We start from the raw sequence: 25672 nt of genomic DNA, 5'->3' as shown, positions 1-25672 counted from the left end.
GCCGGTCGGGTAGTCCGTCGGAGGGACCCCCGGGGCGAATCGCCGAAAGCTCAACAAGGTGGGGTAAATCACCCGGAGTCCTCCGAATCCTTACCTATCCGGCCGGTTTTCCCTGGGATTCGGCTGTGAACCGGCCATGCATCACCCCTGAATCCAATCCTCCGCGCTCACCGGGGCGTCTCCGGGTGACTTCGGAGAGTAGTTGTGGCACGCCGATGCACCCACGAACCCTTACGAAGGGTTATGGTGGAAACCCCCCCTCGGGCCGGTCCGTCTCCCCCCCACGGACCGGCCCGTTTTTTCTGCCCGGACCCCGGAACCTCTCGGCGAAGGGCAGCCGTCCCCACCTGTAGGGGCGCGGGACCGCACCCGGCGGCGAACCCGCACGAACCCCCGAGCCCCCAAACCCCGGACCCATAGCAAGCCTCGAGCAACGGTAGGCTCAGCGGCTCCGGCACTCGCCATCCCCCGCCAATCCCCCGGAGGGCCACGTGAACCTGCGCGACAACCTGCGCAGCCTGCTCGTCAGGCTCTACGCACGCCGGGTGGAAGGTCACCTGGACCACGATCAGGTGCCCAAGCACATCGGCGTGATCATGGACGGCAACCGCCGCTGGGCGAAGGCGTCCGGCTCCACCACCGTCCACGGCCACCGCGCCGGCGCCGAGAAGATCGAGGAGTTCCTCGGCTGGTGCAGCGAGACGGACGTCGAGGTCGTCACCCTGTGGCTGCTGTCCACGGACAACTTCGACCGCCCGCAGGACGAACTCGTCCCCCTGCTCGGCATCATCGAGGACGTCGTCCGCACCCTCGCCGCCGACGGCCGCTGGCGTGTGCACCACGTCGGCGCGACCGACCTGCTGCCCCACCAGATGCGGATCGCCCTGAAGGAGGCCGAGGAGGCCACCGCCCACGTCGACGGCATACTCGTCAACGTGGCCATCGGCTACGGCGGCCGGCAGGAGATCGCCGACGCCGTGCGCTCCATGATGCTCGACGCGCACGACCGGGGCGTGTCCATGGAGGACCTCGCCGAATCCGTCGACATCGACATGATCGGCCGTCACCTCTACACCAGCGCCCAGCCCGACCCGGACCTCGTCATCCGCACCAGCGGCGAACAGCGGCTGTCCGGATTCATGCTCTGGCAGACCGCGCACTCGGAGTACTACTTCTGCGAGGTCTTCTGGCCGGCGTTCCGGAAGGTCGACTTCCTGCGCGCGCTGCGCGACTACGCCGCACGTCACCGCCGCTACGGCGGCTGAACCCCCGTCGCACGCCCCGTCGCCGCCCGGTGACGGGGCGTCGTCGTATGTCCCGGTTCGGCAGGACGTAACGAGGAGTTCACCGGCGCGCTGTTGGCCGCATTTGCATGGCGGCGCATGTTCGAGGGCATAAGCCAGACAGGCCGACACCCGAACCACGGGCGTCGGATCTCAGCGGGCGGCACGGGGCCGTCCGCCCGGGAGGCCCTTTGCACCAGCCCGACCGTGCGGTCACTGCACGGAAGCAGCCGTGGAGGGCCGGTTCTCGGCCCGCCGCGCGCGGGGGCCGCCGACCGGCCTGGTCAACCCCATCCTCCCGGCCCTGCTTCCACCTCGTCGCTCCCCGACCTCATCCGAGGGGGTACGTCCTTCCGTGGTGACCAGCACAAAGCGCCACAAGCCAGACCGGCGCACCTATGTTCTCGACACCAGCGTCCTGCTGGCCGACCCGAACGCCCTGACCCGCTTCGACGAGCACGAGGTCGTGCTCCCGATCGTCGTGGTCACGGAGCTGGAGGCCAAGCGGCACCATCCCGAACTCGGCTACTTCGCCCGCCAGGCCCTGCGCCTGCTGGACGACTACCGGGTGAAGAACGGTCGCCTCGACGCCCCCATCCCGATCGGGGAGCTGGGCGGGACCGTCCGTGTCGAGCTCAACCACTCGGACCCCAGCGTGCTGCCCACCGGCTACCGCCTGGGGGACAACGACTCCCGCATCCTCGCGGTGGCCCGGAACCTGCAGGCCGAGGGGTACGACGTCACCGTCGTGTCGAAGGACCTGCCGCTGCGGATCAAGGCGTCCTCGGTCGGACTGATCGCCGAGGAGTACCGCGCCGAACTCGCCATCACGGAGAACTCCGGCTGGACCGGGATGAGCGAAGTCACCCTGCCCGCCGAGCAGGTGGACATCCTCTTCGAGGAAGGGCACGTGTACGTCCCGGAGGTCTCCGGCCTTCCGGTGCACACTGGCCTGACCATCCAGTCCGAGCGCGGCAAGGCCCTCGGCCGGGTCACCGCCGAGGGCAACGTCCGGCTGGTGCGCGGCGACCGGGAGGCGTTCGGCATCAAGGGCCGCAGCGCCGAGCAGCGCATCGCGCTGGACCTGCTGCTCGACCCGGACGTCGGGATCGTCTCGATGGGCGGCCGGGCCGGCACCGGCAAGTCGGCGCTGGCGCTGTGCGCGGGCCTGGAGGCGGTCCTGGAGCGCCGGCAGCACCAGAAGGTGATGGTCTTCCGGCCGCTGTACGCCGTCGGCGGGCAGGAGTTGGGCTATCTGCCCGGCTCCGAGGCGGAGAAGATGAGCCCGTGGGCGCAGGCCGTCTTCGACACGCTCTCGGCGGTCACCAGCCGCGAGGTCATCGAGGAGGTCACCGCGCGCGGCATGCTCGAGGTGCTCCCGCTCACCCACATCCGGGGCCGCTCGCTGCACGACGCGTTCGTGATCGTGGACGAGGCACAGTCGCTCGAACGGAACGTCCTGCTGACCGTTCTGTCCCGGATCGGCGCCAATTCGCGGGTCGTTCTGACCCACGATGTGGCGCAAAGGGACAATCTGCGAGTCGGTCGCTACGACGGAGTGGTCGCCGTCGTGGAGAAACTGAAGGGGCATCCGCTCTTCGCCCACGTCACGCTGACCCGGTCCGAGAGGTCCCAGATCGCCGCCCTTGTGACCGAAATGCTCGAAGAGGGTCACGTATGATAAATCTGCGCTGATCCAGCCCCGTTGGCGCCGTCCGGCAAAGGCCAAGAGCCTAGCCGGGCGGCGCCTTGGCATGTAGAGCTTTCCGGAAATCCCCTGGGCCAAACGGGATGTGAGCTTTCACACGCAACACAGAATTGCCACCCGGCGTCCGGTTACGGCAGAGTCTCAGTCCTGTCAGGCCCCGCATACGACACACCTGTACCCCCAGCGGTACGGCACCACAGAAGCACCACCAACTCCATAGAGTTCGTCGTATGCCGCCCGAGCACCACGCGGCGCTCCCCTCGGGGGAGTTGCCCACCGGGCCCGTGCCTCCCGTGACCCCGCAGTTGGGAGGCCAGTGCCAGGGGCACGATTGCGTCCGCCAGGGTCACCGAAGCGGGCGATGCTGGAAGGAAAACGTGTGAGCCGGATTTCGGTCCGGGGATTCGCAGTGGCCTCGGCCACCGCGGTCACCGCCGTCGGAAGCGTCGTCGGAGTTGCCTCGGGCAGCGTCGCGCAGAACAACAACGACGCCGAGGCGACGGCTGCCGACACCACGCTCCTCGCAGACATACCCGCGGGTCAGCAGGCGCAGGTCCAGTCCGCGTCGCTGACGCAGCAGGCCGACGCACAGGCCATCGCCGCGGACGCGAGCGCCAAGAAGGACGCCGAGGCAGCAGCCCGCAAGGCAGCCGCCGAGACCGCGTACGCGAAGAAGGCAGCCGCCCAGAAGGCGGCGGACGAAGCCAAGCAGCGCGCCGAGACGAAGGCTGCGGCCAGCCGCAGCACCGACCCGAGCGGCAGCGACGCCAGCTTCCCCGTCCAGTCCTCGTACACGGTGGCGCAGGTCCAGGCCATCGCACGGCAGATCGTGCCGGCCGGTCAGTTCCAGTGCTTCAGCAACATCGTGGACCACGAGTCCACCTGGAACTACCAGGCGGTCAACGCGGCCTCCGGCGCCTACGGCCTCGTGCAGGCCCTGCCCGCCGGCAAGATGGCCTCCGCGGGCGCCGACTGGCGGACCAACCCGGCCACCCAGATCAAGTGGGGCCTGAACTACATGAACCAGCGTTACGGCAGTCCGTGTGACGCCTGGTCGTACTGGCAGGCGAACGGCAACTACTGACGCCGGGCCGCCGCTCTCAACCTCGCGAAGCCCCTCCCCGTCCTTAGGGGAGGGGCTTTCGCCCTGTACGGTCGTACCCGGCATACCTCCAGGGGAGGAGAGGTGGCGAGCACGCGGGGACGCGGGGGAAGAGGACGAATCATGTCGCGAGTGCCAGGGTGGCTCGGCCGGCTGGGCGCCGGCCTCACCGAGATGAGCGAGCGCCTGGACGAGCGCCGCGCGGAGGTGGAGCAGGACAGCGACCCGCTCGCCGCGCCCGAACCTCCCGCCCCGGCCCCCGCCACCAAGGCACCGCCCCCCGCCACCGAGGCACCGGCCCCCGCCCCGCCCGAGGCACCGGCCCCCGCGGCCAAGGCAGCGCCCCCCGCCCGCCGGACCGCACCGGCGTCGGCCGGTCCCCGCCCCGACCCCGCCGAGGCCGTGCCCTGGGGTGTACGGGTCGCGGCCGAGGCGGGCTGGCGGCTGCTGGTCCTCGCCGGCACGGTCTGGATCCTGATGAAGGTCATCAGCGCGGTCCAGCTGGTGGTCTTCGCCTTCGTCATCGCCCTGCTCGTCACCGCGCTGCTCCAGCCGACCGTCGCCCGGCTCACCCGCCGCGGGGTGCCGCGCGGCCTCGCCACCGCGCTCACCGCCATCAGCGGCTTCGTCGTCATAGGGCTGATGGGCTGGTTCGTGACCTGGCAGGTCATGGAGAACATCGACACGCTCTCCAGCCAGATCCAGTCAGGCATCGACGACCTGCGCAACTGGCTGCTGAAGAGCCCCTTCCACGTCACCGACAAGCAGATCAACCAGATCGCCAAGAACCTGCGCGAGGCGATCGGTGCCAACACCGACCAGATAACGTCCGCCGGTCTGGAGGGCGTCCAGGTCATCGTCGACTTCCTCACCGGCCTCCTGCTGGTGTTCTTCTCGACGCTGTTCCTGCTCTACGACGGCAAGCGCATCTGGGAGTGGTTCCTGAAGCTGGTGCCCGCCGCGGCCCGCCCGGGCGTGGCCGGCGCAGGCCCGCGCGCCTGGCGCACCCTGACCGCGTACGTCCGCGGCACGGTCCTGGTCGCCCTCATAGACGCCACCTTCATCGGCATGGGCATCTACTTCCTCAACGTGCCGATGGCCGTCCCGCTGGCCGTCTTCATCTTCCTGTTCTCGTTCATCCCGCTCGTCGGCGCCGTCGCCTCCGGCGCGCTCGCGGTGATCGTGGCGCTGGTCACCCAGGGCGTCTTCACGGCCGTCATGACACTGGTCGTGGTCCTCGCCGTCCAGCAGATCGAGGGCCATGTGCTGCAGCCGTTCATCCTCGGCCGCGCGGTGCGCGTCCACCCGCTGGCGGTCGTCCTCACGGTCGCGGCCGGCGGCATGGTGGCCGGCATCGGCGGCGCGGTGGTGGCCGTACCGCTCGTGGCGGTGACGAACACGGTGGTGGGATATCTGCGGCAGTACGCGCAGGAACTCCAGCAACAGCAGGAGGCCGCCGCGGAGCCCGAGGGCGAGCCGGTGGCGGAGACGGCCGAAGACCCCGTCCACGCGGAGTGAACGGGGTCTTCGGGAAGCGGCCTACTCGGCCAGGACGGCCTCTGCCTCGAGGGTGACGGCCACGGCCTGCACCACGGAGGCGATCTTGAACGCCTCCTGGATCACGTCACGCTCCATGCCGGCCTTGCGCAGCACCTGCTCGTGCGAGTCCAGGCACATGCCACAACCGTTGATCGCGGAGACCGCGAACGACCACAGCTCGAAGTCGACCTTCTCCACGCCCGGGTTGCCGATGACGTTCATCCGCAGGCCCGCGCGCAGGGTGCCGTACTCGTGGTCCGACAGCAGGTGACGCGTGCGGTAGAAGACGTTGTTCATCGCCATGACGGCGGCGGCCGACTTGGCGGCCGTGTACGCCTCGGGCGTCAGGTTCGCCTTCGCCTCCGGCTCCAGCTCACGCAGCACGATCGGGGAACGGGAGGCGATGGCGGTCGCCAGCACCGTGCCCCACAGCTGCTGCGCGGGCAGGTCGGAGTTGCCGATGACCGAGCCCAGGTTGAGCTTCAGGTCCTTGGCGTAGTCCGGGACGCGGGACTTCAGCGAGTCGAGCGACATGGGTCACTCACCGGCCAGCAGCGCGACCGGGTCGAGGGTGTTCTCGCCCTTGGTCCAGTTGCACGGGCACAGCTCGTCCGTCTGCAGGGCGTCCAGGACCCGCAGGACCTCCTTGGGGTTACGGCCCACGGAACCGGCGGTGACCATGGTGAACTGGATCTCGCGGTTCGGGTCGACGATGAAGACGGCGCGCTGCGCGAAGCCGTCCTCGCCCTCGATGCCCAGGTCGCGCATCAGCTCGTGCTTGGAGTCGGCCATCATCGGGAACGGCAGGTCGGTCAGGTCCGGGTGGTCCTTGCGCCAGGCGTGGTGGACGAACTCGGAGTCACCGGAGAAGCCGAGGATCTGGGCGTCGCGGTCGGCGAACTCGTCGTTCAGCTTCCCGAACGCGGCGATCTCGGTCGGGCAGACGAAGGTGAAGTCCTTCGGCCACGCGAAGACGACCAGCCACTTGCCCTCGTAGGACTTGTGGTGGATCTGCTCGAACTCCTTGCCCTTCTCCAGCGAGACGCAGGCGGTCAGTTCGAACTCGGGGAACTTGTCACCGACAGTGAGCACACGCTCTCCTTGCAGCGAAGAAACTCCCCTTTTGAGGGAGTTTCCCGTTGGGGGTTGGACGCTGGTGATCGTGCCACAGGGTGCATTGATTAGTGAAATAGCTACACTCGGTCATGTTGATCGGAGGTAGTTATCAGTGACCATCAGTAACGGCAAGCGGAAGCAGCCGAGCCTCGCCCAGCTGCGTGCCTTCGCCGCCGTCGCCGAGCATCTGCACTTCAGGGACGCGGCGGCCGCGATCGGGATGAGCCAGCCCGCCCTGTCGGGTGCGGTCTCGGCACTGGAGGAGACCCTCGGGGTGACCCTCCTCGAGCGTACGACGCGCAAGGTGCTGCTCTCGCCCGCCGGCGAGCGCCTCGCGGTGCGGGCGAAGGCCGTGCTGGAGGCGGTCGGCGCGCTGCTGGAGGAGGCCGAGGCGGTCCGGGCGCCGTTCACGGGAGTCCTGCGCCTCGGGGTGATCCCGACCGTCGCGCCGTACCTCCTGCCCGCCGTGCTGCGGCTCGTGCACGAGCGCTACCCACAGCTCGACCTGCAGGTGCACGAGGAGCAGACCGCCAGCCTGCTCGAGGGCCTGAACTCCGGCCGCCTGGACCTGCTGTTGCTGGCCGTGCCGCTCGGGGTGCCGGGCGTCGTCGAACTCCCTTTGTTCGACGAGGACTTCGTGCTCGTCACCCCGCTCGACCACTGGCTCGGCGGGCGCGAGGGCATCCCGCGCGAGGCGCTGAAGGAGCTGAACCTGCTGTTGCTGGACGAGGGCCACTGCCTGCGCGACCAGGCCCTGGACATCTGCCGGGAGGCCGGCCGCGAGGACGCACCGGTCACCACCACGGCCGCCGGCCTGTCCACCCTCGTCCAGCTGGTCGCGGGCGGCCTCGGCTGCACCCTGCTGCCGCGTACGGCGCTGAGGCTGGAGACCGCCCGCAGCAGCCAGCTCCTCACCGGTTCCTTCGCCGAGCCCGCCCCGAGCCGCCGGGTCGCCTTCGCGATGCGGGCGGGCGCGGCGCGCTCCGCGGAGTACGAATCGCTGGCCGCGGCCCTGCGCGGTGCGCTCAGCGCGCTGCCGGTGCGGGTGCTGGACTGACGGCCGCGGGGAACTGCGGGACGTTCCGGCGAGGGTGGTTCCCGGGCCGGGCTACTCCGTGCGCAGGCCCTCCGGCCGCATCAGCCTCAGCAGCGGCGGCAGGCTCAGCAGTGTGACGGTGAGGACCACCGCCGCGCCGGCGCCGGTCATCGCCAGGAAGCTCGGCCAGTCCACGCCGACCGTCGCCCCGGTCATCTTCAGCAGCACCGCGCCCAGCGTCAGCCCCACGGCCGAGGCGAGCAGCAGGCCGAGGGCGACCGGGATCGCGGTCTGCCACAGCACCGACAGGCCCAGGGTGCGGCGCCGGGTGCCGAAGGCGACCAGCGCCGACAACAGCTTGCGGCGTTCGCGCAGCTGCTCCAGCTGGGAGACCAGCAGGCTCGCGCCGATCAGCGCCAGCACACAGATGGCCCCGACGGACGTACCGGTGCCGATGGAGGTGAACTTCTTCGCCTGCTCGGTGGACGACCACAGCATCACGTCCGCCAGCGGATCGACGGCGGCGGCCGTGTTGCGGACGTACTCCTGCACGTCGGGCACCGACCTGTCGAGCGAGATGTACACCGCTCCGTTCAGTGCACGACGCACCCGGTCGGGCGCGGCGCCCGGAGTCATCAGCAGGCCGCTCTGCGTGGTCCCGGCCGGCCCGGTGATCGCGCGGACCTTCTTCAGACCGCCCGGCACCGTCCAGGTGACGTCCGGGCCGCTGCCCCTGCCGTCACTCGTGTCGATGTGCAGCGTGCGCCCCGGACGCGCCAGCTTCGTCACGTCGCCGTCGGCGTCCCCGCCCGTCGCCACGAAGACGTCACCGTCGCGGCAGGACGTCAGCCGGGCCACCTCGCGCAGCGAGGCACAGTCGCCGACGGTCAGGCCGGCCGTGGTGTCGGGGCCGTGGTTCCAGTCCCGGTCACCCAGTTCGGTGCTGCCCAGCGCGGTGGCCTTCCGTACCCCCTCGGTGGCGGCGAACCTGGCCACGGTCGGCAGGAACTCCACGCCTCGCTCCAGGTTGACCTGCATCTGCGCCCGGGTGGTGTCCTGCCCGGTGACCTTGGTGTAGTCACCCTCGACGCCCGCGAACAGCATCTGCATCGCGACCGCCCCGGCGACCGCGACCGCGATGCCGTTCACCATGCGGGCCGCCGTGCCGCTGCTCAACTGCAGCCGCCGAACGGCCAGTTGCCAGGAGACCGCGCCGCCGCCGAGCCGATTCACCACGGCTTCGACGATCCACGGCAGCAGCGCGGTCACGCCGATGAGCAGCAGCACGACACCGCCGATCACCAGGTACGGGTTGAAGTCGCCGTTCTGCCGGCCCTGGCCGATCATCGGGGCGAGCATCGCCAGACCGCCCACCGGCAGCAGCAGCCGCCACCACAGCCTGCGGCGCGCGGGCCTGGCCGTACGCACCACGCCCAGCGGCTCGATGACCACGCCGCGCAGCGCGAACAGTGTGACCAGCACGGCCGCCGCCGGTACGGCGACCGTGACCAGGGCGGCCAGCGCGGGTGCGGGGCTGAGGTAATCGGGGAACACACTGATGTTCATGATCTCGACCGAGCCGGCGAGCTGCCGGCCCAGCAGGAAGAACCCGGCGCCGAGGACGAGACCGACCAGTGATCCGGCGAGCGCCTCGCCCGCCGCGATCCGCCGGGTCATCCGGCTGTCGGAGCCCACCAGCCGCAGCGCGGCCAGCCTGCGGTCGCGCCGCTCGCCGCCGAACCGCACGGCCGCGCCGATGAACACGGCGACCGGCGTCAGCAGCACCGCGAAGACGACCAGGATCAGCAGGATCAGGACCGGGTCCAGCCCGTCCGACGTCGGCTTGTGCTGCGGCCCGAACTCGGTGATCCGGGCCGTCTGCCAGCCGTTGATGTGCGGGGCCAGGTTCTTCGCACCGGCGTAGTAGGCGAGTTCCTGCGAGCCGATGAGTCCGCTCTCGCCGATCGTCCCGACGACCCGGTACGGCAGCCGCTCGCGCAGCAGCTTGCCTTCCCCGGAGCCGAGCAGCTTCTCCAGCGCGGGGGAGACGACCATCTCGCCCGGCGCGGGGTACTTCGACAGGCCGGGTGCGACCGGCGCCCGCGGCCCCTCGGGTTCCACCAGCCGGCCGCGGACGTCCTCACCGCGGTACGTCGTGTCGGCGTCGGAGATCACCAGGGTGTTGACGGCCTTCGGCCGCTTCGGGCCGTAGGTGTAGTCCTCGCGGGCGTTGTCGCGGGCGTGCCGCGCCGTCAGCGCGCTGGGGATCGCGGCCGTCAGCAGCAGCACGGCCACGCCGAGCCCGACCCCGACCGCCGTCAGCAGCACCCGGACCCAGCCCTCGCGCCCGCCCGTGAAGGCGAACTTGATCCCCAGGCCCAGATCCCGCCCCCATTGACGGACGTTCATGCGATCCGCTCCATGTCCCGGGACCTGCCGTCGCGTACGACGATCTCGCGGTCGGAGTAGGCGGCCACCCGGGCCTCGTGCGTGACGAGGACGACGGCCGAGTTGGCGGAGCGGGCCGCGTCGGTCAGCAGCTCCATCACGCGCTCGCCGTTGAGGGAGTCCAGCGCGCCGGTCGGCTCGTCGGCGAAGACCACCCGGGGCTCGGTGACCAGTGCCCGCGCCACCGCGACGCGCTGGCCCTGGCCGCCGGAGACCTCGCCGGGCCGCTTGCCCTTGAGGTCGTCCACCTCCAGGCGCTCCATCCAGCCGAGCGCGGCCCGCTCGGCCTGCTTGCGCGAGGTGCCGTTCAGCCGCAGCGGGAGGGCCACGTTCTCCACGCAGGTCAACTCGGGCACCAGCTGGCCGAACTGGAAGACGAACCCGAACTCGGAACGCCTGAGGGCGCTGCGCTCGGCGTCGCTCATGCCGGCCAGCTCGCGGCCGTCGTAGACGATGGAGCCGGAGTCCGGCGGGACGATGCCGGCGAGGCAGTGCAGCAGCGTCGACTTGCCGGAGCCGGAGGGGCCCATGACGGCGACGACCTCGCCGGGGTGGATGGAGAACTCGGCGCCGTCGAGCGCGAGCGTGGGGCCGTAGGCCTTGCGCAGGTTCTCGGCGGCGAGCAGGGAGCCCGCGGGTGCGGTCATCGGGCCACCGCCGCACGGAGCTTGTCCAGGCGGGCGGCCGTCAGCTCCAGCCAGCGCAGGTCGGCCTCCAGGTGGAACAGCGCGTGGTCGCAGATCAGCTGGTCCGTGAGGTCGCCCTTGCGCTTGCGGTCGGTCAGGATCCGCATGCTGCGCAGGTGCTCGGCGCGCTGGGCGTCGAGGATGTCGGCCGCGTCGCGGTGGGTCAGCAGCGCGAGGACGACCTTGGTGTACAGGGTCGACTGGAGGTACTCCTCCGGCTTCTCCGGGGTCGCGAGCCAGCGCTCGACGTCGGTGATGCCGGCGTCGGTGATGGCGTACCGCTTGCGCTCGGGGCCGCCGCCCGCCTCGATCCCGTCGACTTCCACGAGGCCGTGCTTCAGCAGCCTCGACATCGTGGAGTAGACCTGGCCGTAGTGCAGCGGCCGGTCGTGACCGAACTTCTCGTCGAAGGCCCGCTTCAGGTCGTAGCCATGGCGCGGGCCGGACTCCAGGAGCCCTAGGAGGGTGTGACCGATGGACATGAGAAGCACTCTACACACGGTGTATACGCGGTATGTATACGCAGGGTGTACAGATCATGGCGCCGGGTACGGCGGTGCAGGTGGGAGCCGAATGTCACGGTTCCGAAACGGGTGGCCTGCCTCTGCGCGGCATCGGTCCGGTCTCCTTCGGCAGCCGGCCCGCCTCCGCGAGGGCGCGGCGCAGCAGGAACTCGATCTGCGCGTTGGCCGAGCGCAGTTCGTCCCCGGCCCAGCGGGCCAGTGCCTCGTACACCGACGGGTCCAGCCGCAGCAGCACCTGCTTGCGCTGCTGCGGCCGTTGCTTCGGGCTCTCCGGGGAGTCCGTCACTGGTAGAGGGACCCGGTGTTGAGGACCGGCTGCGGGGCACGGTCCCCGCACAGCACGACCATCAGGTTGGACACCATCGCCGCCTTCCGCTCCTCGTCCAGTTCCACGATGTCCGCCTCCGCGATGCGGGCGAGCGCCGCCTCGACCATGCCGACCGCGCCGTCCACGATCTGCCGCCGTGCGGCCACGACCGCACCGGCCTGCTGGCGCTGCAGCATCGCCGAGGCGATCTCGGGAGCGTACGCGAGATGCGTGAAGCGGGACTCGATGATCTCGACTCCGGCCGCCTCCACCCGCACCTGGAGTTCGACGGCCAGCTTCTCGGTGATCTCCTCGGCGTTGCCGCGCAGCGACAGGCCGTCCTCGTCGTGGGCGTCGTAGGGGTACTCGATCGCGATGTGCCGCACGGCCGTCTCGGTCTGCGTGGCGACGAACTCCGCGAAGTCGTCCACCTCGAACGTGGCCTGTGCGGTGTCCTGGACCTTCCAGACCACGACGGCCGCCAGCTCGATCGGGTTGCCGTAGGCGTCGTTGACCTTCAGTACGGCCGTCTCGTGGTTGCGCACCCGGGTGGAGATACGGGTCCGCGAGGTGAAGGGGTTCACCCAGCGCAGTCCGTCCTGCCGGATCGTGCCCCGGTAGCGCCCGAAGAGCTGGACCACCCGGGCCTCGCCGGGCGCGACCGTGTTCAGGCCGCGCAGCGAGATGACCGCGGCGAGGAAGACGATGATCCCGGCGACGATGAGCCCGGCCTTGGCGCCGGCGGCCGAGACGGCCGAGGCGGTGGCGAGCAGCGCGGCGGTCGCGCCGAGCCCGAGCAGGCCGAGCAGCAGGGCGAGTCCGCCGCCGATGCTGTGCGCGGTGAACTCCCGCACGCGTGGCGCGGGCATCTCGGGTACGTCGACGGCGACGGCCGGGTCGGTCGTGGACATGGAGGGTCCCCCGTTCTGGTAACGCTGAGCTGTGGGTAACGCTTAGCTTGGGTCTATCTAAGTGATATCACTTTTCGCGGCGGAAGCAACCCTGTGGCCTCGTTACCCGTCGGTTCCCTTGGGACGGGTGCTGATTGTCACGTCCGTAAAAGAGCGGATCGGACGTCCTTTGTCATATAGGCGGGTGTTAGCTTTCGGAGCTGACCCCGAGACGGAAGCGGAGCGTAGGGACCCATGGGACGAGCGGAAGAGAGACGAGCGCGACAGCGCGGCGGCCACCGCGCGGCGCCCAGGGGCCGCCGCTCGCAGCCCACGTCGGCCGCCACCGGCTCCCCCTCCGCCCCGGCCGGCGCAAAACCCCCCAGGGGACGCGGCGCCAAGCCCCCCAAGGGCCGAATACGCCGGCTGTTCACCTGGAAGAAGATCCTCGGAACCTTCTTCGGCCTCGTGCTGCTCGTCATCGGCGCGTTCATCGCGCTGTACATGACGATCGACATCCCCGCGGGCAACGCCACCGCCCAGCTGCAGAGCAACATCTACAAGTACAGCGACGGCACGATCCTCGCCCGCACCGGCGAACTCAACCGGGAGAGCGTCGACCTCGCCGAGGTCCCCAAGGACGTCCAGCGCACCTTCGTCGCGGCCGAGAACAAGACCTTCTACCAGGACGCCGGTGTCGACCTGAGGGGCACCGCCCGCGGCCTGCTCAACACCGTCATGGGGCACGGCACGCAGGGCGGTTCGACGATCACCCAGCAGTACGTCAAGAACTACTACCTGGACCAGAACCAGACCGTCACGCGCAAGCTGAAGGAACTGGTCATCTCGCTGAAGCTGGACCGCCAGAAGTCCAAGGACTACATCCTCGCGGGCTACATCAACACCAGCTACTACGGCCGCGGCGCCTACGGCATCCAGGCCGCGGCACAGGCGTACTACCACAAGGACGCCAAGAACCTCACGGTCCAGGAGGGCGCCTACCTCGCCGCGCTGCTGCAGGCACCGAACCAGTACGACTGGGCGATCGCCAGCGACACGGGCAAGAAGCTGGCGCAGGCCCGCTGGAACTACGTCCTGGACAACATGGTCAAGCAGCACTGGCTGGACGCCGGCAAGCGCCAGGCCATGACCTTCCCGGTGCCCAAATCGCCCAAGGCGGCGCCCGGCATGAAGGGACAGACCGGCTACCTGGTCGACGCGGCCAACGCCTCCCTGGAGAAGCAGCTGGTCGCCCAGGGCAGCGCCGCCAGCATCGGTGACGCCGAGGCACTGGTGAAAAAGGGCGGCTGGACCATCACGCTCAACATCGACAAGAAGAAGCAGCGCCAGCTGGAGCAAGCCGTCACGGAGCAGCTGACCAGCAAGCTGAACGCGAAGCGGCGCTCCGTCGACGGCGACGTCCAGCCCGGTGCCGTCTCCGTCGACCCGACCACGGGCAAGGTCCTCGCCATGTACGGCGGCACGGACTACTTCAAGCACTTCCTCAACAACGCCACACGCACGGACTACCAGCCCGCCTCCACCTTCAAGCCGGTGATCCTCGCCGCCGCCATGGACGAGGGCGCCAAGACGCAGGACGGCCGGGTGATCACCCCGAACACGATCTACGACGGCACCAGCGGCCGTCAGGTCGTGTCGGGCGGCGCCAAGGTCGGCTTCGGCCCGCCGAACGAGGACGACCAGGACTACGGCGACATCACTGTCCAGACGGCGATGAACAAGTCCGTCAACTCCGTCTTCGCGCAGATGGGCGTCGACGTCGGCATGGACAAGGTGATGGCCACGGCCGGCAAGCTCGGCATGGACACCAAGGGCATGGAGGCGGTGCCCGCGCAGACGCTGGGCTCCATGGGCGCGAGCCCGCTGGAGATGGCCGGCATCTACGCGACCCTCGACAACCACGGCAAGAAGGTCACCCCGGCGATCATCAAGTCGGCCGAGCACAAGGACAGCACGGTCACCCTCCCGGACCCGGTCGGCGACCAGGTGATCAGCCGGACCGCCGCCGACACGGTCACCTCGGTGCTCACCGGCGTGGTCGACGACGGTACGGCCAGCGACTCGGTGGCGCAGAACCCGGCGCGCAACGGCCAGCAGGTCGCCGGCAAGACGGGTACGTCCGACAACAACAAGTCGGCCTGGTTCACCGGCTACACGCCCGGCCTGGTCACCTCGGTCGGCCTGTTCGGCGAGTCCGCCAAGTCCCACGCCCAGGTTCCGCTGACGGGCGCCACGGGCCTCATCACCGCGGGCGGCGGCCGTATCAACGGCGGCAGCTATCCGGCGAAGATCTGGGCCGCCTACACCTTCGGGGCGATGGGCGACATCAGCAAGTTCGACCTGGACACCACGATGGGCGCGGCGGTCCAGCCGAGCTACACGCCGACGGCCCCCGCGTCGCCGTCCAACACGCCGTCGCAGCCGCCGACCAGCAAGCCGCCGACGTCCACGCCGCCGTCGCACCCGGCGACCAGCAAGCCGCCTACGTCCACGCCGCCGTCCCAGCCGCCGACGTCCACGCCGCCGTCCCAGCCGCCGACGCAGTCGCCGACGGGCGGCGTCACGGACAACCCGCTCGATCCGGGCGGCGGCCAGAACTTCGGCCAGTAGGCCGGCCGCAGCACGGACGAGCACAGACGAAGGGCGCCCGGGAAGTCCCCGGGCGCCCTTCGCGTCGTACGGCCGGAAAGCGGCTCAGCTCCGGTTCAGCTCGAACCAGACCACCTTGCCGGTGGACAGCCGGGTCGCGCCCCAGCGCCGGGCCAGCCGGTTGACCAGGTACAGGCCGCGCCCGCCCTCGTCCGTGGCCCGGGCCTGCCGCAGGCGCGGCAGCTGCGGCACGTCGTCGCCGACCTCACAGCGCAGCACGTCCGTGCGCAGCAGCCGCAGCGTCACCGGCCGGGACGCGTACCGTACGGCGTTCGTCACGACCTCGCTGACCAGCAGCTCCACCGAGTCCGTCAGGTCCTCCAGGTCCCAGCGGGCGAGCGCGCGGCGGGCGAGGCGGCGGGCCTGGCCGGGGGCCGTCTCCTCCGGCTCCAGCCGCCAGTAGGCCACATCGCTCGGCGCGATCCCGTCGAAGCGGGCCGCCAGCAGCGCGATGTCGTCGTCCCGGTCGCCCGGCCCGAGCATGTCCAGCACCTCGTCGCACAGCGCCTCGAGGGGCGGCGGATGGTCCGGACCGGTCAGCCGGGCGGTGGCGGCGAGCTTTTCCCGCAGCTGCTCTATGCCCGTCCACACGTCCCGCAGCCGGGACTCCACCAGGCCGTCGGTGTAGAGGAGCAGCGTGGCCCCGGCGGGCGCGTCCAGCTCGACCGCCTCGAAGTCGACACCGCCGACGCCGATCGGCGCGCCCGGCGGCACCCGCAGCACCTCGGCCCGGCCGCCCAGGTGCAGCAGCACCGGCGGCGGATGACCGGCGTTGGCGATCGTGATGCGGTGCGTGACCGGGTCGTAGACGGCGTACAGACAGGTCGCCATACGGTCCGTGCCGAGCCGCTGCGCCTGCTCGTCCAGGTGGTGCAGCACCTCCTGCGGCGGCAGGTCGAGCCCGGCCAGCGTCTGCGCGGTCGTGCGCAGCTGGCCCATGATCGCCGCCGAGGTCATGGAGTGGCCCATGACGTCGCCGACGACGAGGGCCACCCGGCTGCCCGGCAGCGGGATCGCGTCGTACCAGTCGCCGCCGACCCGCGCGGTCTCGGCGGCCGGCAGATAGCGCGAGGCCAGCCGGACCCCGGTCGGACGGGGCAGGGTCTCGGGCAGCATGGTGCGCTGCAGCTCGTCGGCGATGTACGCCTCCCGGCCGTACAGCACCGCCTTGTCGATGCCGAGCGCGCTGTGCGTGGCCAGCTGGGCCGCCACCAGCAGGTCGTCGCCCTCGAACGCGAGCCGTTCCGGGCGGCGCAGGAACAGGGCCGCGCCGATCACCCGGCGCCGGCCGCGCAGCGGGGCGAGGATCGCGTGCTGCCCGGACGGTACGAGCGTCTCGCCGCCGTCGCCGAGCAGTTCGGGCAGCGCGGCCCGGGCGGCGGGCGCGTCGGCGAACACCGGCCGCACCCCGCGCAGCACCTCGTTCAGCGCGCCGCCGGGCCGTACCTCGCACAGCTCGGTGGTGAGCGAGGACAGCTCGGCCAGCGCGCTCGGCTCCGGCTCCGTGTCGAAGGCCGAGGGCAGCAGCACACCGTCGGTGTCCCGCTCCTCCGGTATGCGGTCACTGCGGCGCAGCCGCAGCACCACCGGACCGGTGGGCCGCTCGTCGCCGACCGGCAGCGGGTCGCGCAGATAGACCAGGATCGCGTCCGAGAACGTCGGCACGGTCGCCCGGCACAGGCCCATCACGATCTCGTCCAGATCGAGGCCGCGCGCGATCCGCCGGGTGGCCGCGCCCACGAACCTGAGCCGGTCCCCGTCGCGCCGCATCGGCATCGGCCGGCCCGGCGGCAGTCCGCGTCCGGTACGGCGCTCCTCGACGCCGGGTGTCCGCTCCTGCTCGGCACCGGGCTGGGGCGGAATGCCCTCCGGCGCCGGGCGCGGGCGGTGTTCCCCCACGCTCTGCTCTGCTCGCGCGGGAGATGCCCCCACGGGCTCGTCGGCTGCGGGCTGGGAGTGCTCGGGGCCGTTGACTGGGGTCTCCTTCCCCTTGCCGACCGGGGGCTGCGTCCCCTTGCCGTCCTTTCCCTTGCCGGCCGGGGACTGGGACCCCGCACCATCCCTCGCCTTGCCGCAGGGCGCGGCCGTCCCCGGTGCGGACGCAGTGCCGTCGGCCCGGGCCTGCACCGGTAAGGCAGGAGCGCCGGGCGGCTCCGGGGTACGCAGGAGCGCCCCGCGGGCCTCCGCGGGGTCGGCGCCCTGAGGGCGCTCGAAGGAGGTGGGCTGCTCCGTCACGCGTGTCGCATCCATCCGTCCGGGGCTGCGCGCCGGGCGCGCAGTTGGTCCCGCAGAAGTCCCGATACCCGCAATACGTGCCCCAGGAACGGAATTTCCGCGTGCTCAGCGGTTTCTGTGCCGCCTCCGATCGCGGTGGTGACGCCGTCGTACCCCTCGCTCACGTGCTGCCGCCCCTCGGTGACGATCGGTCAGGCCCGGCGCATGCCCCGGGAGTTGCACTTGTGCGCCCTTGCGGAGGACGATCCTACGTTTCTTGCCCGGGGGCGCATCAAGGGTCTCATGAGGACACGTGCGCGGGCGTACGGTCCCAGTCCTCGGGGAGAGAAGGTACCGCCCAGGACGGGTTCGGTCGCCAGTGCTGCCAGCCCTCCGAGAACGGCGCCCCCCAGGAGCCGATGACCTCCACCGCGTCCCGCCCCGCCGCCCGCACCCGCTCGGCGGTGGCCGTGTCCATCAGCCCGTCCCGCTGGGCCTGCGCGAACTCGTCCTCGTCACGCCAGTGCCAGCTGCGGTCCGGGTGGACGGAGATGTCCAGGAAGTAGTCCTCGGAGTCCACCCCGCCCGCCCAACGGACAAGCGGCTGCTCGAGGTTGACGTACCAGTTCTTGAACCGCCAGCCCGGCTCCCAGAACAGCCACACCGACCAGGGCCGGCCGGGCTGGGCCAGCTTCAGCACGCCCGTGCCGAACCACCGGTCCCGCTGCACCGTGCGCGGCTTGGTGTAGCGGGACTCGAGCGGCTCCGTGTGCACGGGCGTGCCGTCGGCCAGGACCGGCTTCACGCACTCGGTGCCGGGGGCCAGCCACACGGCGAGCAGCTCGGCGTCGTCGCGGACCACGGTGACGGGCCGGGCGATGTGGACGTGCTCGCCCGCGTTCTCCCGGTAGCGCCACAGGATCTGCGTCCCGGGATCCCAGTGGCTCGCAGGTCCCGCTGCCGTGCTCGTCATCGCTCCGCCGTCCGTCATGGACAGATATTAGGTGCCGTAGGCACACGACGCTGCGGTGCACGTCACGGTTCCGCGCCGGTGGCCGGAAAGGTTCGCCCGCGGTTACGGGCGCGTCATCTTCAGGACATCCAGCGCCTCGTCGAGCTGTTCCAGCGTCAGATCACCGCGCTCGACGTACCCGCCCTCGAGGACGACCTCCCGGATGGTCCTCCGCTCGGCGAGCGACTTCTTGGCGACCTTGGCGGCCTCCTCGTAGCCGATGTACTTGTTGAGCGGGGTGACCACGGACGGGGAGGACTCGGCGTACTCCCGGGCCCGTTCCCGGTCGGCGGTGATGCCGTCGACCGTCCGGTCGGCCAGCAGCCGGGACACGTTGGCGAGCAGCCGGACCGACTCCAGCACGTTCTTGGCGATGACCGGGAGCATGACGTTCAGCTCGAAGTTCCCGGCGGCGCCCGCGGTGGCGACGGTGGCGTCGTTGCCGATCACCTGGGCGGCGACCATCAGCACGGCCTCCGGCACCACCGGGTTGACCTTGCCCGGCATGATGGACGACCCCGGCTGGAGGTCGGGCAGCCGGATCTCGGCGAGCCCGGTGCGCGGCCCGGAGGACATCCAGCGCAGATCATTGGCGATCTTGGTCAGTCCGACGGCGATGGTCCGCAGCTGCCCGCTGGTCTCCACGATCCCGTCCCGGGCCCCCTGTGCCTCGAAGTGGTCGCGGGCCTCGGTGAGCGGCAGCCCGGTGACCCGGGCGACCTCCTCGATCACGGCGGCGGAGAACCCGGGCGGGGTGTTGATCCCGGTGCCGACCGCGGTACCGCCGAGCGGCAGCTCCGCGAGGCGGGGCAGGGAGGCCTTCAGACGCTCGACGCCGTACCGCACCTGGGCGGCGTACCCGCCGAACTCCTGCCCCAGCGTCACCGGCGTGGCGTCCATCAGGTGCGTCCGCCCCGACTTCACCACATCGGCGAACTCCTCGGACTTGCGGGCGAGGGATGCGGCGAGGTGCTCCAGCGCCGGGATCAGGTCGCGGGTGACGGCGGCGGTCGCGGCGATGTGGATGGAGGAGGGGAACACGTCGTTCGACGACTGGGAGGCGTTGACGTGATCGTTGGGATGCACGTCCCGCCCGAGCCGCTCACCGGCCAGCGTCGCGACGACCTCGTTCGTGTTCATGTTGGACGACGTCCCGGACCCGGTCTGGAACACGTCGACGGGGAAGTGCTCGTCCCACTTCCCCTCCGCCACCTCCCCGGCCGCCTCCTGGATGGCCTGTGCGACGTCCTCGTCCAGCACCCCGAGCGCGGCGTTCACCTTCGCCGCCGCCGCCTTGATCCGCGCCAGCGCCTCGATGTGCGCCCGCTCGATCCGCTGCCCGGAGACGGGAAAGTTCTCCACGGCCCGCTGTGTCTGCGCCCGCCACTTGGCATGCGCCGGGACCCGGACCTCACCCATGGAGTCGTGCTCGATGCGGTATTCGCTCATGCCGGGTACAGCGGCCTGGGGGGCGGGGTTGTTCCGGGGCCTGGGCCGGCCGGGTGGCACCGGAAGCGATCCGGAAGCGGATGACGGCTGTCGTCGGAAGCACCGGCGGGCCTTTGCTGGGGGAGTGCACAGCTCACGGCACCGTGGCCGGCGGGGATGCGGGACCCCGCTCGTCCGCACCACGCAAGAACGCCTCGACCGCCGACAGGTCGGTCCGCTCGAGGTCGTCGGCGCGGATGACGATGCGCAGCTCCGGACAGACGGCGGGATCCTGCCTGAGGCTCTCGGTGAAGGTCTCGACGACCAGCAGCAGGAGCTGGGTCCGGTCGAGTTCGACGATGCGGGACAGGCCCATGCCGATCAGCGGTATCGCCACCGGTTTGAACAGGCCGTGCAGGGCGACCGCCGGCCACAGCCGCTCCAGGCTCAGCCGCAGGTCCGCCGGGCCGGACCGGGCCCGCAGGTCGTTGCCGAGGCGGGAGTAGGCCAGGGCGAAGACGCGCCGCCTGCCGACGGGCACCGCCACCACCGTGCCGATGGGATAGCGCACGCGCCGGCCGCGCCGCTTCGCCCGGACGCTCTCCGTGACCAGCGGGGTGAACCCGCCGAGGCCCCGGCGCAGCTTGTCGTCCAGGAGCCGGTGCCGGCCCCCGAAGAGGCGGTCGACCAGCTGGCCCTGCACGCTCTCCCGGCTGATCACGACGTCGTCGGGGTGGGTGTCGAAGGTGTCGGAGAACCCCACGACCAGGTTGGCGTCCGCCTGGTCGAACAGGTCGCCGCGCATCACGACGACGTCCACCCGCAGCCCGCGCAGCGAGTGGCGCAGCAGCTCGGCGCCGTGCCGCTCGCGCAGCCGGGCGTTCAGCCGCGCGAGCACGGCGGCGGCCTCGAGGTCGCCGGGCCGCTCCAGGGCGGTCTGTTCGGCCACCGGCAGGGCGAGGTCGTAGCGGCCCAGCGCGGTGTGCCCGCCGACCAGCTCGCGCAGCGCGGTCTCCCGGAGCTGGACCAGCCGCCGCACCGGGGCGAGCGCGAACTCCTCGTCGTGCACCTCGGTCAGAGGCCGGCCGCGCCACAGCCGCAGCGCCTCCGCGAGCAGCCGGACGGCCGAGGCCGGTGCCGCACGCAGCGCCTCGCCCACCAGGCGGGTGAACTCCGCGCTGTCCAGCTCGTCGTCGGACAGATTCAGCTGGTAGGTGCTCTGGGTGCCGTGGCCGGACGGCAGCTGCCCCGTACGGATGATCCGGGCGCCGTGACCCGGACCGGCGAGGTCGAACGCGCGCCGCAGCTCCAGGATCCGCTTCTGCACCTCGTTGCGGTTGCGCGGCTCCTGGCGCGGCAGTTCGACGGTCTGCTGCCAGACGTCCCGGTAGAGCCGGCGCGCCGTCACCGCCTCGCCGCCGGCGGCGACCAGACGGACCAGCAGACGGGCCGTCAGCGGGGTGAGGCGCACCGAAGTGCCGTTCACATCCAGCCGCACAGGGCCCAGGACGCTCACGCGTACGCACGATGTGCGGGTCTGCACGCGCCTCGCCCCCTCTGCCGCGTGACTGTGCGTCAGCGTACCAAGGGAGCATGGAGGGAATCATGCGATTGTCCGGTTTGCGATGGACCGGTTCGGGCCCGTCGTTCCGCCCCGCGCGAGCACGGCCGCGGCCGCGGTTTCCCGGGTCGCGGCGCGCACGGCGGATGTTCGCGGGCAGCGTGCTGGCGGCCTTCGGCGCCGTGTCGGCCGTCGTGCAGTTCGTCGGGCAGCTCTTCCCCCGCGCCGTGTCCCGTCCCGGACCGGTCCTGGCCGCCTCCCTCGCCCTGTGCCTGGCCTGGGGGCTCGCCCGCGCCCGCCCGCAGACCGCGGTACGGCAGGAGTTCGGCCGCCCCGGCATGACGGTGGTGGTCGAGGAGGGCGACCTCTTCGACCAGCCGGGTCATCTGGTGGTGGGCTTCACCGACACCTTCGACACCCTCGTGGACGACGGGACCGTCATCAACGACGGCAGCGTGCAAGGGCAGTTGCTCGCCCGCCGCTACGCGGGCGACGCCCGGCGGCTGGACGCGGACCTGGCCGCCGCACTGGACGACGTCGCCCCGGTGGCGCGGGAGAGCGCGCGGGACAAGCCGCGGGGCAAGCGGGAGCGGTATCCGATCGGGACCGTCGCCACCCTCGGCAGCCGGCCGCAGCTGGTCTTCGCCGTCGCCTACAGCCGCATGGGCAACGACTGCGTCGCCGCCTCCAGCGTGCACGACCTGTGGTTCGGCCTGGACCGGCTGTGGGACGCCGTCCACCGCCACGCCCAGCTGGAACGGGTCACCATGCCGTTGACCGGGGCGGGACTCGCCCGGCTGCACGACCTCGACGAGGACAGCCTGCTGCGGCTGATCCTGCTGTCGTTCGTCGCGCACTCCTGGGAGCGGATGGTCTGCCGCGAACTGCGGGTGGTGGTCCGCCCCGGCGAGCTGGCCCTGATCGACCTGCCGGAGACCGCCGCGTTCCTGGCCGGCCTCGCGGCGGGCGCCCGGCGTCACGTCTGACGCCGGGCACCCGCCGCGAGGCGGGGTGCCGGTGCGGTACGGGCCCCTCCCCCTGTCATCGGGCCCGTACCGCGGCTCAGTGGGCCGGCGACGCTCCCCGCCCCGAGCGGTCGTACGCCGACAGATGGCGGTACGGCCAGGTCTGGCGCCAGTCCGAGCCGGTGTCGTTGACCTTGCAGCCCGCCAGCTTCAGCCGCTCGACGACCTTGCCCAGGGCGGTCGCCGAGCCGTCGAACCGGATGACGTTCATGCCCGCGATGTCGGAGATCGTGCGCAGCGAGCCGATCTCCACCAGCAGCGTGCGCTCCGGGTAGGCCATCAGCACCATGCCCAGCTCGATCAGCACGTTCGGCCGGGGCTGACCGGTCGGTTCGCTCTCGTACGACGGCTCGCCCGGCCCCTGCAGGTCCGGGTGCAGCTGGACGATGTCGTCCGGAGTGAGCAGCACCAGCGCCGCCTGGGCCTGCGCGGGCGCCTGCGCGACGACCTCACCCAGGAACGGCGCCGTCCTGCCGGTGGCTCTGACCAGGTCCTCCCACTCCAGCGGACGCAGATCGAGCAGGCGCAGCAGGTCGAACACCTTCAGCCGCGCCTCCTCGTCCCGCCCGTGGACGACGAACACGTTGCGGCCGCGCTCCGGGGAGGGACCGGGCCGGGGGCCGGACCGGTCCGGACCGGCCGGGGGACCGTCGTAGAAGTTCTGGGTCCCCGAGTTGACGCTGCCGCCGTTGTTGTTGTTCACGTAGTTGTTGTGGTGCCCGGTCCCGCTCATGAGGATCCCGCCCCCTGGCCGCCGTCGGAGCCGCGATGGAAGTTCTGCGTCCCGGAGTTGACGGTGCCGCCGTTGTTGTTGTTCACGAAGTTGTTGTTGTCCCCGTAGCTGTTGAGGATGTTGGTCTGGCGGGCCTCGTGCTCCGCCAGGTCCACGTTGTGCTCGTGCAGGAAGTCACGGACGACCTGGAGCAGTTGGCGCTCCACGATCTGCGTGTACTTGATCGTGTCCGTCTCCTGGAAGAAGACGTGGAAGTCGTCGCTGGTCGCCATCTCCCGGATGCTGGTGAGCGCCCCGCGGTTCAGCACGGTGTCCGCGTAGCGGCCCAGGCGGAACTCACTGCTGTCGGGCGGCTGCAGCACCAGGATCCGGGTCTTTCCCCACCGCCAGGGCATGAGGCCCGGCAGCAGGGCGCGCAGCCGGGAGAGGACGGGGCGCAACGCCGCCTCGGGCGTGGCCCGCAGCGTGTGCCACGCGACCTTCAGCAACAGCCGGCCGCTCAGGGCGGCGGGGAGCCGGTCCACCAGGTGGAAACTCGCCTGGATCGGCGCCAGCACATACGAGTAGAACTCGGTGTGCAGGGTGTTTCCCTTGAGGTCGAAGCCGACGAACGCCGTGGTGACCAGCTCCTGGTTCCACGTGCCCACCCGCACGCACAGATACGCGCGCTGTGAGCCGTAGGCGTCGTCCCAGGCGCCGTCACCCTTCTGCGGCATCTCCGGGTCCGGCTGCCACATCCCGAGCCGGGTGGTGACGGCCGTGGTGAAGGTGGAGCGCTCGACCGCGAGTCCGGCGATCCGCTCCGGCTCGCGTGCCCGGTCACGCAGGTCCGCGGTCATGCGGTCGGCGACATAGGCGGTGATCTCGCCGGCCGTGAAGGGGATGACCTCCTTGCGCGCCGGCTCCTGGCCGCCGGCGACGGTGGCCTGGTGGGCGCCCGGCCCGTGCTGGAAATTGTGCTGCTCGAACGCGGGGCCCGGCGCCCCGATCAGCAACTCGGCGGTGGACCACCGGCGCACCGGCTCGCCCGCGCCGACGAACGGTTTGTACCCGCCGTAGCGGACCAGACTGCCGTCCGCCAGCTGCTCCCGGTCGATCTTGGCCACCAGCTCGGCCGTCAGCCGGGGGTGCTCGGGGTAGGAGCCGTCGAAGGCGCCCGCTTGGCCCGCCGGGCCGCTGCGGCCGCGCAGCCGGGTGATCAGGGTCTGCAGGGTGACGACCCGGCGCAGATACGCGGTGACCCACACCAGCCACAGCGCCGTCAGCCACCCGGCGTATGCGTTCAGGACGCCGGCACCCATGAGCACGAACGTGACCACGAGGCCCGCGCCGAGGACGGCCAGCCGGGCACGATGCAGCCGGCGCGCCGCCAGGGCGTGCGCGAGCACGGGAACCGCGTCGTACCCGTACGACGGTGCCACGAACCGGAACCGGTTGGTCAGCAGCTCGCGGATGACGGTGGCCCGGTAGACCGGGTCCAGGTAGGTGCCGGCGCACAGCAGCCGGGTGGCGTCGCTCGTGGTGTCCCCGGACGGGCGGCCCGGGGCGGGTCCGGTCGGCTCCGGCGGCGGAGCGGAGCGGGAAAGGATGTCGTTGGCCATGTCTTCGCTGCTCCGCTCTGCTCAGCCGGCAGGAGTTATCGAGGCGGCGGTGATGACCCCGTCCACCACGGTGTACCGGCCGCTGTACGACTTCTGTGTGCCGTCGGTCTGCTGGGCGACGAGACTCACCGAGACGGCCGTGCCGTCGACGGTGCCGACGGTGACGTCGTCGCGTTCGGTGCCCTCGAAGCCCGAGACGAAGGAGGAGTAGGACGAGTCGAGGTTCTTGCCGCCCAGGTCCCAAGCGGTGTGGAAATCACGGTTGTTGATGGCCGCGAAGTAACGGGTGACCGTCGAGGCGGGATCCCCCGCACCCGGCGTGCCGGACGCGCTGTCCGTGGCCTGCGTGTCGGCCGGGCTCGGGGAGAGGCCGGTGGCCTCGGTGCCCGGGGCGGGCGCCTGCGGATCCGTGCCGTACGTCGTGGAGGTGGCCGTCGTGGAGATGTCCGGGGTGGAGATGTCCGGGGCGGAGATGCCGGGTGCCGCCGGATCCGTCAGGGACGGCTGGTAGGAGTAGCCGCCGCTGCCGGTCACGGAGGTCCCCGTGGATCCGCCGCTGCCGGAGCCCAGTTGGGGCAGGACGCCGGTCAGCAGGATCAGCAGGAGGGGGACACCGGCGATGATCAGCGCGTAGGTCCGTTCCTGGCCGGCGGCGGGTAACAAGCTCGGCGGCTTGTAGGTGTGGTTCATGGTTCCTCGCAGCTCCCGGCAGACCGCCGGGTCTCGCTCGTCTCTTCGGTACGAACGCAGCTACCTTGCCCGACTCCCACCAGGGATGAGCCGGTTTCG

21 protein-coding genes are annotated in these 25672 nt (G+C 71.1%); 7 read left to right on the top strand and 14 right to left on the bottom strand.

The annotated features are described in order from the left end of the window. Positions 1 to 491: 491 nt before the first annotated feature. From A6P39_RS17110 to A6P39_RS17095, 4 genes are all read left to right on the top strand, one after another. On the top strand, positions 492 to 1265 hold the full coding sequence (locus A6P39_RS17110) for an isoprenyl transferase (protein ID WP_067042010.1): 774 nt from the start codon (positions 492 to 494) through the stop codon (positions 1263 to 1265). A gap of 373 nt (positions 1266 to 1638) precedes the next feature. Next, positions 1639 to 2964, top strand: a complete 1326-nt coding sequence (locus tag A6P39_RS17105) for a PhoH family protein (protein ID WP_067042012.1) — start codon at positions 1639 to 1641, stop codon at positions 2962 to 2964. 406 nt (positions 2965 to 3370) lie between these two features. Further along, on the top strand, positions 3371 to 4075 hold the full coding sequence (locus A6P39_RS17100; RefSeq protein ID WP_275883868.1) for a transglycosylase SLT domain-containing protein: 705 nt from the start codon (positions 3371 to 3373) through the stop codon (positions 4073 to 4075). 141 nt (positions 4076 to 4216) lie between these two features. Continuing rightward, the gene (locus A6P39_RS17095) at positions 4217 to 5611 is read left to right on the top strand and encodes an AI-2E family transporter (protein ID WP_067047474.1); all 1395 of its coding nucleotides are present in this window, start codon (positions 4217 to 4219) and stop codon (positions 5609 to 5611) included. A 21-nt stretch (positions 5612 to 5632) separates the two neighbouring features. On the opposite strand, the gene A6P39_RS17090 is transcribed toward A6P39_RS17095, so the two are convergent. After that, entirely contained in the window at positions 5633 to 6166 is a 534-nt protein-coding gene (locus tag A6P39_RS17090; protein WP_067047472.1) for an alkyl hydroperoxide reductase, read from the bottom strand. Between the two features lie 3 nt (positions 6167 to 6169). After that, complete coding sequence (locus A6P39_RS17085; protein ID WP_067047469.1) at positions 6170 to 6724, bottom strand: peroxiredoxin; 555 nt, start codon at positions 6722 to 6724, stop codon at positions 6170 to 6172. Positions 6725 to 6860: 136 nt separating this feature from the next. Here A6P39_RS17085 and A6P39_RS17080 point away from each other — a divergent pair, with 136 nt between their 5' ends. Continuing rightward, positions 6861 to 7805, top strand: a complete 945-nt coding sequence (locus A6P39_RS17080; protein ID WP_067047467.1) for a LysR substrate-binding domain-containing protein — start codon at positions 6861 to 6863, stop codon at positions 7803 to 7805. Between the two features lie 51 nt (positions 7806 to 7856). Here the strand turns inward: A6P39_RS17080 and A6P39_RS17075 are convergent, their stop codons facing one another. The 5 genes from A6P39_RS17075 to A6P39_RS17055 all read right to left on the bottom strand — a co-directional run bounded on the left by A6P39_RS17075 (position 7857) and on the right by A6P39_RS17055 (position 12660). Then, positions 7857 to 10193, bottom strand: coding sequence for an ABC transporter permease (locus tag A6P39_RS17075; protein ID WP_067047465.1), 2337 nt, complete (start codon positions 10191 to 10193; stop codon positions 7857 to 7859). Next, complete coding sequence (locus A6P39_RS17070) at positions 10190 to 10879, bottom strand: ABC transporter ATP-binding protein (RefSeq protein ID WP_067047462.1); 690 nt, start codon at positions 10877 to 10879, stop codon at positions 10190 to 10192. The genes A6P39_RS17075 and A6P39_RS17070 overlap by 4 nt, the downstream gene beginning before the upstream one ends. After that, positions 10876 to 11400: a PadR family transcriptional regulator gene (locus A6P39_RS17065; protein ID WP_067047459.1), complete on the bottom strand. Its 525-nt coding sequence runs from the start codon at positions 11398 to 11400 to the stop codon at positions 10876 to 10878. Before A6P39_RS17065 ends, A6P39_RS17070 begins: the two co-directional genes overlap by 4 nt. A 94-nt stretch (positions 11401 to 11494) precedes the next feature. Further along, positions 11495 to 11728, bottom strand: coding sequence for a hypothetical protein (locus tag A6P39_RS17060; RefSeq protein ID WP_107304379.1), 234 nt, complete (start codon positions 11726 to 11728; stop codon positions 11495 to 11497). Further along, positions 11725 to 12660 (bottom strand): SPFH domain-containing protein, encoded by a 936-nt coding sequence (locus tag A6P39_RS17055; protein ID WP_067047453.1) that lies wholly within the window; start codon positions 12658 to 12660, stop codon positions 11725 to 11727. Before A6P39_RS17055 ends, A6P39_RS17060 begins: the two co-directional genes overlap by 4 nt. Positions 12661 to 12894: 234 nt before the next feature. Between A6P39_RS17055 and A6P39_RS17050 the strand changes: the two genes are divergently transcribed. After that, on the top strand, positions 12895 to 15270 hold the full coding sequence (locus A6P39_RS17050) for a transglycosylase domain-containing protein (RefSeq protein ID WP_067047450.1): 2376 nt from the start codon (positions 12895 to 12897) through the stop codon (positions 15268 to 15270). Positions 15271 to 15354: 84 nt separating this feature from the next. Here the strand turns inward: A6P39_RS17050 and A6P39_RS17045 are convergent, their stop codons facing one another. The 4 genes from A6P39_RS17045 to A6P39_RS17030 all read right to left on the bottom strand — a co-directional run bounded on the left by A6P39_RS17045 (position 15355) and on the right by A6P39_RS17030 (position 21479). Then, positions 15355 to 17544, bottom strand: a complete 2190-nt coding sequence (locus A6P39_RS17045) for an ATP-binding SpoIIE family protein phosphatase (protein WP_067047447.1) — start codon at positions 17542 to 17544, stop codon at positions 15355 to 15357. Between the two features lie 280 nt (positions 17545 to 17824). Beyond that, positions 17825 to 18514 (bottom strand): cytidylyl-2-hydroxypropylphosphonate hydrolase, encoded by a 690-nt coding sequence (gene fomD, locus A6P39_RS17040; RefSeq protein ID WP_067047444.1) that lies wholly within the window; start codon positions 18512 to 18514, stop codon positions 17825 to 17827. An 84-nt stretch (positions 18515 to 18598) separates the two neighbouring features. Next, positions 18599 to 19984, bottom strand: coding sequence for a class II fumarate hydratase (locus tag A6P39_RS17035; RefSeq protein WP_067047441.1), 1386 nt, complete (start codon positions 19982 to 19984; stop codon positions 18599 to 18601). Positions 19985 to 20117: 133 nt separating this feature from the next. Further along, positions 20118 to 21479 (bottom strand): macro domain-containing protein, encoded by a 1362-nt coding sequence (locus A6P39_RS17030; protein ID WP_234378951.1) that lies wholly within the window; start codon positions 21477 to 21479, stop codon positions 20118 to 20120. A 191-nt stretch (positions 21480 to 21670) separates the two neighbouring features. On the opposite strand from A6P39_RS17030, the gene A6P39_RS17025 reads away from it, so the two are divergent. Beyond that, the gene (locus tag A6P39_RS17025; RefSeq protein ID WP_067047438.1) at positions 21671 to 22510 is read left to right on the top strand and encodes a macro domain-containing protein; all 840 of its coding nucleotides are present in this window, start codon (positions 21671 to 21673) and stop codon (positions 22508 to 22510) included. Between the two features lie 76 nt (positions 22511 to 22586). On the opposite strand, the gene A6P39_RS17020 is transcribed toward A6P39_RS17025, so the two are convergent. Genes A6P39_RS17020 through A6P39_RS17010 form a run of 3 tightly spaced genes read right to left on the bottom strand, consistent with a single transcriptional unit; the run spans position 22587 to position 25573 of the window. Next, positions 22587 to 23282 carry a TIR domain-containing protein gene (locus tag A6P39_RS17020; protein WP_067047436.1) on the bottom strand — a complete coding sequence of 232 codons (696 nt, stop codon included), beginning with the start codon at positions 23280 to 23282 and terminating at the stop codon, positions 22587 to 22589. Then, entirely contained in the window at positions 23279 to 24883 is a 1605-nt protein-coding gene (locus tag A6P39_RS17015) for a hypothetical protein (protein ID WP_067047432.1), read from the bottom strand. The genes A6P39_RS17020 and A6P39_RS17015 overlap by 4 nt, the downstream gene beginning before the upstream one ends. Before the next feature lie 21 nt (positions 24884 to 24904). Continuing rightward, positions 24905 to 25573, bottom strand: a complete 669-nt coding sequence (locus tag A6P39_RS17010; RefSeq protein ID WP_067047429.1) for a hypothetical protein — start codon at positions 25571 to 25573, stop codon at positions 24905 to 24907. Positions 25574 to 25672: the final 99 nt, after the last annotated feature.

The sequence above is a fragment of the Streptomyces sp. FXJ1.172 genome (assembly GCF_001636945.3).
Classification (GTDB): domain Bacteria; phylum Actinomycetota; class Actinomycetes; order Streptomycetales; family Streptomycetaceae; genus Streptomyces.
The sequence above is the reverse complement of the archived record's forward strand: the minus strand, read 5'-3'. Positions and strand labels throughout refer to the sequence as shown.